Raw genomic sequence first — 9,790 nt, forward strand, 5'->3', positions numbered from 1 at the left:
CCGACCTGGATCTTCCGGCTCCTGCGGCGCCGAGCCAGCGACCGGACGGGCACCTCGGGCACTCCGAGGGAGACAGCGGTCACGGCGTCACTCCCCGTTTCCCGAGACCGTCTCGCGCAGGGCGCGCAGGGACTCCTTCAGGGACCCCATGGTGGCGAGGACCGCGGTGGGCTCGTAGCCGCAGTGCGCCATGCAGTTGGCGCAGCGCGGGTCCTTGCCGCGGCCGTACTTGTCCCAGTCGGTCTCCTCGATCAGCTCCCGGTACGTCGGCACATAGCCGTCGCTCATCAGGTAGCAGGGGCGCTGCCAGCCGAAGAGCGAGTAGTTCGGGATCGCCCACGCGGTGCACGGGAAGTCGACCCTGCCCTCGAGGAAGTCCAGGAACAGCGGCGAGTGGTTGAGCCGCCAGCGGCGGCGGTTGCCCCCGGCGAACGCCTTCCTGAACAGCTCGCGGGTCTGCTCCACACCGAGGAAGTGCTCCTGGTCGGGGGCCTTCTCGTAGGCGTAGGCGGGCGAGATCATCATCTCGTCGACCCGGAGGTCGTCGTTGAGGTAGTTGAGCACCTCGATGATGGTCTGCGGGGTGTCGGTGTTGAAGAAGGTCGAGTTGGTGGTGACCCGGAAGCCGCGTCGCTTGGCCTCCTTGATGGCGGCCACCGCCTCGTCGAACACGCCCTCCTTCGCGACGGACTCGTCGTGCCGCTTGCGCAGTCCGTCGATGTGCACGGCGAACGCGAAGTACGGCGACGGGGTGAACTTGTCCATCTTCTTGCGCAGCAGCATGGCGTTGGTGCACAGGAACACGTACTTGCGCCGGCCCACCAGCTGGCGCACGATCTCGTCGATCTGAGGGTGCATCAGCGGCTCGCCGCCGGCGATCGACACCATCGGCGCCCCGGACTCCAGCACCGCGCCCACGGCCTGTGCGACCGGCATGCGCTGCTTGAGCACCCCGGCCGGGTGCTGGATCTTCCCGCAGCCCTCACAGGCGAGGTTGCAGGCGAAGAGCGGTTCCAGTTCGACGATCAGCGGGAACTTGTCCCGCCTGCGGAGCTTCTGTTCGGCCAAGTATGTAGCGACCTTGATGGACTGACGCAGCGGCATGGCCATCTGGCTCACCTCCTGGGGAGCAGCAAGGAACGGTGCCATTCGAGATACGCGGGAAGAACGGAACGAAGAACGCGGAAAGCCGATATTCCACCGCGCACCGTGCCGATCCGGACCAGTTCATGTTCAGGAGCGTCCACGACCACCCGTACGGCCGCAACAGGGCGCGCACCCGCGCGGACGGCGCTCAGGAGCGTGGCCGCGGACTCCATGTCGACCGCGATCGCGCCGGTGGTGAGCAGCTCGGACCGTTCGTGCCCCCGGACCACGTGCGCGGAGCCGGTGAGCGGCCCGATGTGGACGGTGCGCCCCGGCGCGACCCGTGCCAGCTCCTTCACCAGCAGGTCGGTCCGGACGCACGGCACGCTGCCGCGCGGGTCGCGGGTCTCCCCGGCGACCACCAGGTCGCCGGGGTGCATTCCGGGGGCCAGTCCGGCGCAGAAGCCGGTGGCCAGCACGGCGGCGTCGCGCAGCGCCGGGCCGGCGAGCGCCCGGGTGACGGAGCGCTCGGCCGCCGCGGGTCCCATGCCCGTGCGCAGGACGGTGACCGGCCCGCCGGGGCCGTCGCGGCCCTTCCCCCTCAGGGCGAGCCGCTCGATGCCGAGCGCGCAGGCGATCAGCAACGGCGTCGGGGCCGCCCGGGGGCTCATCAGCCGCCCTTCGCCTCGGCCGGTTGCTGCGGTGTGCCGGCGCCCGGCGCACCGGCAGCCGCCGTGTCCGCCCCCGGCTGCGCTCCCGGCACCTCCGCCGGCGGAGCAGTCGGCGGCTTGGCGAACGGCTCCCCGTTCACGTACCGGCCGAGCGCGGTGAGCGGGAAGACCTGCCGGTAGAGGTGGTAGTTGATGGAGAAGTCCCAGGGGAACCCGGTGCCCGTGAAGTAGGGCTCGTCCCAGGAGCCGTCCTCGTGCTGGGTGGCCGCCAGCCAGGCGATGCCGCGTTCGACGGCCGCGGACTCCTTCTCGCCCGCCGCCAGCAGGGCCATCAGCGCCCAGCCGGTCTGCGAGGGGGTCGAGGCGCCCTTGCCGCTCCACTCGCGGGAGTCGCGGTAGGAGCGCAGGTCCTCGCCCCATCCTCCGTCCTCGTTCTGGACCGACTCCAGCCAGGACACGGCCCGTCGGACGGCCGGGTGCGAGCCGGGGAGGCCGGCAGCGACCAGCGCGGGCACCACGGACCCGGTGCCGTAGAGGTAGTTGACGCCCCAGCGTCCGAACCACGAACCGTCCGGCTCCTGTTCGGCGAGCAGCCACCGAACGCCGCGCCTGGTGCGCGGGTCGTGGGCGAGCCCTTCGACGGCGAGCATCTCCACGACGTGCGCGGTGACATCGGCCGACGGCGGGTCGATGACCTCGCCGAAGTCGCAGAACGGCAGCCGGTTGGGGAACGGGCTGGTGTTGTCGACGTCGAAGGCGCCCCAGGCGCCGTTGCGGGACTGCATGCCGAGGTTCCAGCGGACCCCGCGACCGATGGCGTTGTCCACCCGCTCCGGGTCGTGGTGCTTGACCCGGCGGAGCGCGAGGACCACCTCGGCGGTGTCGTCGATGTCGGGGTAGTTGTCGTTGTGGAACTCGAACGCCCATCCCCCGGGCACCAGTCCGGGCCTGCGCACCGACCAGTCGCCGGGCCGTACGACCTGTTCGCCGAGCATCCAGTCGGCGGCTCTGACCAGTCGGGGGTGGTCGGCGGGCAGACCGGCGTCGGCGAGGGCGATGGTCGCGAGGCAGGTGTCCCACACCGGGGACTGGCAGGCCTCGATCATCCGGGCGCCGTCCTCGCGCCACACGGCGAACCGGTCGAGGGACCGGAGTCCGGCCCGCATCACCGGGTGGTTCAGGTCGTAGCCGAGCAGGTGCAGCGCGATGACGGAGTAGACGGCGGGCGGCTGGATGCCGCCCCAGCAGCCGTCGTTCTCCTGCCGCTCGATGATCCAGCGGGCCGCGGTGTTCATCGCCGCCCTGCGCAGCCGGCGCGGGACGGCCCGGCGCAGCGCGTGCAGGCCCTTGTCGAGCCGCTGGAAGGCGCCGTCCCAGCTGATCGCCGGTGCCATCCGTCCGGGAGGGTTGGGCCTGGCCGGGTCGGTGTGCAGTTCGTCGAGCGGGAACGGGGCGGGCCGTACCGGCCGCTGGGCGGAGACGATCGTCAACGGGACGATGGTCTGGCGGGCCCAGCAGCCGAAGTCGTAGATGTTGAGCGGCACCCAGGACGGGAACCAGATCAGCTCGGGCGGGAGTTCGGGCAGGTCCTCCCACTTCCACCAGCCGAACAGGGCCAGCCAGATCCGGGTGAAGACCCGGGAGGCGGCGACCCCGCCCCGGTCGCGGACCCAGGCGGCGGCGCGCGCCATGTGCGGGGCGTCCGGCCGGTCGCCGGCCAGCCGCAGCGCGACGTACGCCTCGATGGTGGCGGAGAGGTCGCCGGGGCCGCCGTAGAAGGTGGCCCAAGTGCCGTCCTCGCGCTGCTCGCCCCGGATGAACAGGGCGGCGGCCCGGGTGGTCTCCTCCTCGAGGATGCCCAGGAACTGACGCAGCAGCAGGTCCTCGGCGTCCATCGTGACGTTGGTCTCGAGGTCTCCCTTCCACCAGCCCTGGTCGTCCTGGCGGGACAGCAGGAACTCGGTGGCGCGCCGCATGGCGTCGGCGGCGATGTCGGGTACCCCGGCCGCCACGGGGATGTCGGTGTCGGTGTCGCTGGCCGCGGCCACCGAGGACGGCAGGGCCGCCCCGGTGCTTCCGTCGGTCGTCGCTGTCATGGCTTCCCCTTCGTGCAGTCCTGCAATGTGTGCGTCTGCTGTGGGTCCGCCGTCGGCCGGTGCCGTACCTCCCCGCAACACCGGCCGGCGACTACGCGAGGGTTATTCGACCGATAGTGATCATCTCTTTCGTACGACGACGAAGTCCGCGAGCGCCGTGAACTGCTCCCGCACCCTGTCGGGCATGTCGACGGCGTCGAGGGCCTCGATGGCGATGGTGTGCTGTCGACGTGCTTCCTGGGCGGTCCACTCCCGTCCGCCGGCCTGCTCGATGAGGGCCGCACGGGCCGCGAACTCCTCCTCGGAGAAGTTCGCGAAGTCACTGCTGCCCGCGTCGGCGGCGAGGATCTCCGCGAGCTGCCCGGAGGCCGGGCCGCCCTCGGCGAGCGCCGCCACGACCGGGAGGGACTTCTTGCGCTGGCGCAGATCGCTCCAGGTCTGCTTGCCGGTGGCCGCCGGGTCGCCCCAGATGCCGAGGAGGTCGTCGACTGCCTGGAAGGCCAGGCCGAGGTGGTAGCCGTACTTCTCCAGGGTGTCCGCGGTACGCGGGTCGGCGCCGCCGAGCACCGCTCCGACGGAGCTGGCGCAGGCGAGCAGGGCGCCGGTCTTGTTGCCCTCCATCTCCAGGCACTCCTCGACGCCGACCCGGTCGCGGTGCTCGTAGGAGATGTCCTGCGCCTGGCCGTCGATGAGGGCGCGGGTGGCGGTGGTCAGCCGGCGGGCGGCCCGGCCGGCCTCGGCGGTGCCGAGTTCCAGCAGCACCTCGTTGGCGAGGGCGAACAGGGCGTCGCCGACCAGGATGGCCTGGGCGGGGCCGTGCACCTTCCAGACGGTGTCGCGGTGCCTGCGCTGCTCGTCGCCGTCCATGAGGTCGTCGTGCAGCAGGGAGAAGTTGTGGACGAGTTCGACGGCGACCGCGCCGGGGACGCCGACTTCGGGGGCGGCGCCGGTGACCTCGGCGGACAGCACGGCGAGCGCGGGGCGCACGGCCTTGCCGCCGTCGCCGTCGGCGGGCCTGCCCTGGGCGTCGATCCAGCCGAAGTGGTAGGCGGCGACGGTGTCCATGGGGGGCGCCAGGCGGTCGATGGCCGCCCGCAGTACCGGCATGGCCAGTGTCCTGCCGCGCTCCAGGAGCGCGGGCACGTCCGCCGCGGTCCTTCCAGCGGCCTTCGAGGCCGGGGGCACAGTGGGCACAGTCTCTCCTCTTGTTGCGGTACCGGGGGTGCGGGGGCCCGCCACGGCGGGTGCGTCGGCGCTCACCGGAGTCCCTCTCGCACGGCGGGGCCCGGGGCGCCGCGGCGGGCCGCCCCGTCCCACGCGAAGAGGTGGCGGGGGCGGGGCCGGCCCAGGCTGCTCAGCGCGGCGTCCGCCGCGCCGACGCCGCTGCGGACCGCACCCTCCATGGTCGCGGGCCACCCGGTGGCGGTCCACGCTCCGGCCAGGTACAGGCCGGGAGCCTTGGTGCGGGCGCCGGGCCTGAGCCGTCCGACGCCGGGAGCGGGGGCGAACGTGGCGGTGCGCTCCCTGGTGACGAAGAAGTCCCGCACGGTGGCGCCGCGGGTGCCCGGCAGCAGGCGCTCCAGTTCGGGCAGGTAGCGCTCGCGCAGCACGGCCACGGGCTCGTCGATGTCGTTCTGGGCGACCGACTGCGAGACGGCCAGGTACTGCCCTTCCCGCAGGCCGGAGGCCCGGGTGCGGTCGAAGACCCACTGCACGGGGCTGCCGAGGGCAGCGAAGAAGGGACTGGTGAGCACCGTGCGGTCGTAGACGACGTGGAGGTTGAGGATCGGCGCGGTGCCGATGCCGAGCAGCCGCCCGGGGTCGTCGAGCGCTCCGGCGGGCAGCAGGTCGTACGCCTCGCGCTGCGGTACGGCGAGGACGACGGCGTCCGCGTCGAGGGTCTCGCCGGGAACCTGCACGCTCCAGCCCCCGTCGCCGCGCCGGGAGACGGAGGTGACGCGGGTACGGACCTCGGTGCGGACGCCCGCGGAGTCGAGCGCCTTGCGGGTCAGCCGGTCGTGCAGGTCGCCCAGGGGTACGTGGGCCCAGCCGATGTCGGCCGCGCCCGGGTCGGACAGCAGACCGGTCTTGAAGACCATCGCGGCGAGCGCCAGGGACGCGTCGCCCGCGACCGCGTTGAGGGTGGCGACCCCCACCAGGTCCCACAGTGCCTCGACGGCGCGCGGCGACTGGCCGTGCGCGGCCAGCCAGCTGCCGAAGTCCTGGTCGTCGAGAGCGGGGTCGTCGAGGTCGAGCCCCTTGAGCGCGAGCGCGGCCCGGCCCACGTTCGCCCGTTCGGCGAGCGAGAGGTGCGGGTAGGTGGCGAGGCTGCGTCCCAGGTGCAGGGGCACGGGCAGCGGGTCGCGGCGCAGCCGGCCGAGCCGGCGTCCCTCGGGCCGGTCGGCGTCGATCACGGGCACGTCGAGACGGTTCTGCAGCGGTGCCAGGGCCGCCCCCTCGATCCGGTCGAGGAACCAGCGGTAGGCGGTGCAGCAGCGCAGGTAGACGTGCTGGCCGTTGTCGACGGTCAGGTCGCCGCGCTGGAAGGAGAAGACGAGCCCGCCGAGCCGGGGGCGGCCTTCGAGCAGGGTGACGCGCACGCCGGCGTCGGCGAGCGCGAGCGCGGCGGTGGCGCCGGCGAGCCCGCCGCCGACCACGACGGCGTGCCGCCCCGCCGGGGCGTCGTCGCTGGCGGGCGGGTTCCCGGAGCTGGTAACACGGGTCATGGCGTGCCCTCCCCTGCCCGGCCGCCGTGCCGCCGGATCGGTGCGCGGCGGGCCGTCCCGGTCAGGGACGCAGGGCGGCGGCGGAGGGTTGCGCCCCGCTTGCCGGCGGCGCCGTCGGGCGGGAGTGGTGTGTCCATCAGGCGCGCCTCCTGACGGTCCGCCGGGTGACGTGCCGGGTGTCCAGGCCGGACAGGCCGCGCACCGCGACGTAGGCCTTCTCCCGTCCGGGCAGGGAGACCCGGCCGCGCAGCACGGCCTCGGGCTCGCGCTCGATGCGGTCGAGGAGACGGCGGTAGATGCCGGCCATGGCGGCGACACAGGCGCCGCTGCGCCGGTCGAGCATGGGCAGCAGCCGGTAGCCCTCGGCGAACAGGGCGCGGGCCCGGCGCACCTCGAAGTGGACGAGGCCGGCGAAGTCGGATCCCTCCGGCGGGGTCGGCCCGCTGAACCCGGCCGAGCAGCCGAACTTGGCCAGGTCGTCGGCGGGCAGATAGGTGCGCCCGCCCTCGGCGTCCTCCCGGACGTCCCTCAGGATGTTGGTGAGCTGGAGCGCGAGCCCCAGCGTGTCGGCGTACTCGGGGGCGCGTTCGGCGCCCCGTGCCCCGGGTTCGGTGCCGAAGACGCCGAGGGAGACCCGCCCGATGGCGCCGGCGACGCAGCGGCAGTAGACCTTCAGGTCGTCCCAGGTCTCGTAGGTCTCGCCGCGCAGGTCCATCTGGACGCCGTCGATCAGCTCGTCCAGGCCGCCGAGCGGGACCGGGAACTGCTGCGCGGTGTGCGCGAGGGCGACGGCGACCGGGTCGGTGTCGTCCTCGTCGACCGCCCCGTCCCGGACCCGGGTGAGCAGCGCCCGGGTGTCCTCGAGCCGGGTGGCCTTGACGTCGTCCGGCAGCGCGCCGTCGCCGATGTCGTCGACGCGCCGGGAGAACGCGTAGAGCGCCGACATCGCGCGCCGCTTGGGCGTCGGCAGCAGCCGGATGCCGTAGGCGAAGTTCCGGGCCTGCTGTCCGGTGACGGCCTCGCAGTACCGGTAGGCGGCGAGCACCGGCGCCGACGTGTGTGTGTCCGGCTCCACGGCCCGGATCACCCCTCTCCTCGCAGCGTCGTGCCGGCCTCGCGCAGCAGCCGGACCTTGCCGGGCTTGGGCGGGCCGGGAAGTACGTCGTATTCGGCGGCGGCGATCGCGCCCAGGGCCGCCCGTCCCCCTGCCACGAACCCCGCGAGCAGCAGCTTCAGCCTGCCGCGGACGCTGTCCACCAGGGGAGCGCCCTCGTCCAGGAGCTCCTGGGCGCGCTGCGCCTGGAACGCGATCAGTGCGCGCACCGAGGCGCCGGCGTGCGGCGCGGCGAGATCCGCCTCGTCGACGTGGAAGCGTTTCATGTCCTCGGCGGGCAGGTAGACGCGGTCGCGGCCGAGGTCCTCGGTGACGTCCTGGAGGTGCTCGACGATCTGGAGGGCGGTGCAGACCGCGTCGGAGCGGCGGATCCGCTCGGGGGTCGAGGTCCCGGTGACGCCGAGGACCAGGCGGCCGACCGGGTTGGCCGACAGTTCGCAGTAGGCGAGCAGGTCGTCGTAGGTCTGGTAGCGGCTGACGACCTGGTCCTGGCGGTTGGCGGCGATCAGGCCCAGGAAGGGTTCGGGGGGCAGGCCGCGGCGGCGGACCGTCGGCTGGAGCCGGCGCAGCAGCGGATGGCGCGGGACCGAGTCGAACACACGGCGCAGATCCGCCTCGAAGGCGTCCAGCAGCGCCGTCCGGTCGTCTGCCCGGTCGGGGGCGACGCCGAGCAGTGCGGCGTCGGCGCCGCCGGGGGCCAGATCGCCGTCGCCGATGTCGTCGACGAGGCGGGCGTAGCCGTAGACCGCCATCAGGTCGGCGCGCCAGGCTCCGGGCAGGAAGAACGGCGCCACCGGGAAGTTCTCGGCGGCGGCCTTGTCGAGGGTGGCGCGTTCGGTGTCCAGGGGAGCGCGCCCGGGGTCGGCCGCTCGCGCCGTGCGGGTTCGGGTCATCGCGGACTGCCCTGGCCGGGGACGGCGCACACTGCGTTGAGCAGGGGAGTCTCCGTAGCCATTGCCGTCACATCTCCCGTTCTACACTGCCGACCCAATGCACACTATTTCGGACACGCCGCCCGCACTTCCACCCGGCCGGGCCACCGGTCGGTGTCGCGCGTTATGGCCCTGATTGCCGTCTTTAGGCACCGCTACAGCTTACGTTGTACAGCGCGGTACGGACCGCCGGGGTGTCCCCGCGCCTCGGAACAACGCGCCGACCGGTGTCAAGATTCCTGCGCACGGCAGGAGTTGACGCTTCTTTTGCGGACACCGGACCCCATGGGCCAGTGGTGGCGGGGCCCTGGGCGGACCAGGCTACTTACCGGTGAACTTCTCGTACTCCTTGAGTACCTCTTCGGTCGGTCCGTCCATACGCAGCTCGCCGCGCTCCAGCCACAGCACGCGGTCGCAGGTGTCGCGGATCGACTTGTTGTTGTGGCTGACCAGGAAGACGGTGCCGGCCTCCTTGCGCAGTTCCCGGATCCGCGCCTCGGAGCGCTTCTGGAACTTGCGGTCGCCGGTGGCCAGGGCCTCGTCGATCATCAGGACGTCGTGGTCCTTGGCCGCCGCGATGGAGAAGCGCAGCCGGGCGGCCATGCCGGAGGAGTAGGTGCGCATCGGCAGGGTGATGAAGTCGCCCTTCTCGTTGATGCCGGAGAAGTCGACGATCTCCTGGTAGCGCTCCTTGATCTGCTCGCGGGTCATGCCCATCGCGAGCCCGCCGAGTATGACGTTGCGTTCGCCCGTCAGGTCGTTCATCAGGGCCGCGTTGACGCCGAGGAGGGAGGGCTGGCCGTCGGTGTAGACCCGGCCCTTCTCGGCGGGAAGCAGGCCGGCGATGGCCCGCAGCAGGGTCGACTTGCCCGAGCCGTTGGAGCCGATCAGGCCGATGGCCTCGCCGCGGTGGGCGACGAAGGAGACCCCGCGCACGGCGTGCACCGTGCGCACGCCCCGTGCGTCGTCGTCCTTGCCCCGCCGTATCATCCGGCTGAGCGCCGCCGTGGCGCTGCCGCGGCCGCCGCGGGCGCCGTTGACCCGGTAGACGATGTGCAGGTCGTCCGCGATGACGGTGGGGATGTGGGTGTCCGTCCTCTCGTCAGCCACGGCCGTACCTCTCTTCCGCCTTCCAGAAGTAGACGAAGCCGATCACGCCGGCCAG

General features: G+C 72.7%; 9 protein-coding genes. All 9 read right to left on the reverse strand.

Going from position 1 to position 9,790, the window contains the following annotated elements:
* Window positions 1–87 precede the first annotated feature (87 nt).
* A complete protein-coding gene (gene hpnH / locus AOK11_RS10195) occupies window positions 88–1,110 on the reverse strand; it encodes an adenosyl-hopene transferase HpnH (RefSeq protein ID WP_055593335.1) in 1,023 nt (340 codons plus the stop codon).
* Between the two features lie 5 nt (window positions 1,111–1,115).
* Window positions 1,116–1,757 (reverse strand): phosphorylase family protein, encoded by a 642-nt coding sequence (locus tag AOK11_RS10200; RefSeq protein WP_055593336.1) that lies wholly within the window; start codon window positions 1,755–1,757, stop codon window positions 1,116–1,118.
* Window positions 1,757–3,853: a squalene--hopene cyclase gene (gene shc / locus AOK11_RS10205; RefSeq protein WP_055593337.1), complete on the reverse strand. Its 2,097-nt coding sequence runs from the start codon at window positions 3,851–3,853 to the stop codon at window positions 1,757–1,759. Before shc ends, AOK11_RS10200 begins: the two co-directional genes overlap by 1 nt.
* A 120-nt stretch (window positions 3,854–3,973) precedes the next feature.
* Complete coding sequence (locus tag AOK11_RS10210; protein WP_079034751.1) at window positions 3,974–5,038, reverse strand: polyprenyl synthetase family protein; 1,065 nt, start codon at window positions 5,036–5,038, stop codon at window positions 3,974–3,976.
* A 71-nt stretch (window positions 5,039–5,109) separates the two neighbouring features.
* On the reverse strand, window positions 5,110–6,579 hold the full coding sequence (gene hpnE / locus AOK11_RS10215; protein ID WP_055593339.1) for a hydroxysqualene dehydroxylase HpnE: 1,470 nt from the start codon (window positions 6,577–6,579) through the stop codon (window positions 5,110–5,112).
* On the reverse strand, window positions 6,576–6,716 hold the full coding sequence (locus AOK11_RS46705; RefSeq protein ID WP_351130006.1) for a DUF6380 family protein: 141 nt from the start codon (window positions 6,714–6,716) through the stop codon (window positions 6,576–6,578). The genes hpnE and AOK11_RS46705 overlap by 4 nt, the downstream gene beginning before the upstream one ends.
* Window positions 6,716–7,666 (reverse strand): presqualene diphosphate synthase HpnD, encoded by a 951-nt coding sequence (gene hpnD / locus AOK11_RS10220; protein WP_055593340.1) that lies wholly within the window; start codon window positions 7,664–7,666, stop codon window positions 6,716–6,718. Before hpnD ends, AOK11_RS46705 begins: the two co-directional genes overlap by 1 nt.
* The gene (gene hpnC / locus AOK11_RS10225; RefSeq protein WP_055593341.1) at window positions 7,663–8,586 is read right to left on the reverse strand and encodes a squalene synthase HpnC; all 924 of its coding nucleotides are present in this window, start codon (window positions 8,584–8,586) and stop codon (window positions 7,663–7,665) included. Before hpnC ends, hpnD begins: the two co-directional genes overlap by 4 nt.
* Before the next feature lie 360 nt (window positions 8,587–8,946).
* On the reverse strand, window positions 8,947–9,735 hold the full coding sequence (locus tag AOK11_RS10230) for an ABC transporter ATP-binding protein (RefSeq protein WP_055593342.1): 789 nt from the start codon (window positions 9,733–9,735) through the stop codon (window positions 8,947–8,949).
* Between the last annotated feature and the right edge of the window lie 55 nt (window positions 9,736–9,790).

It is taken from the genome of Streptomyces hirsutus, from assembly GCF_001418415.1.
Classification (GTDB): Bacteria; Actinomycetota; Actinomycetes; order Streptomycetales; family Streptomycetaceae; genus Streptomyces; species Streptomyces hirsutus.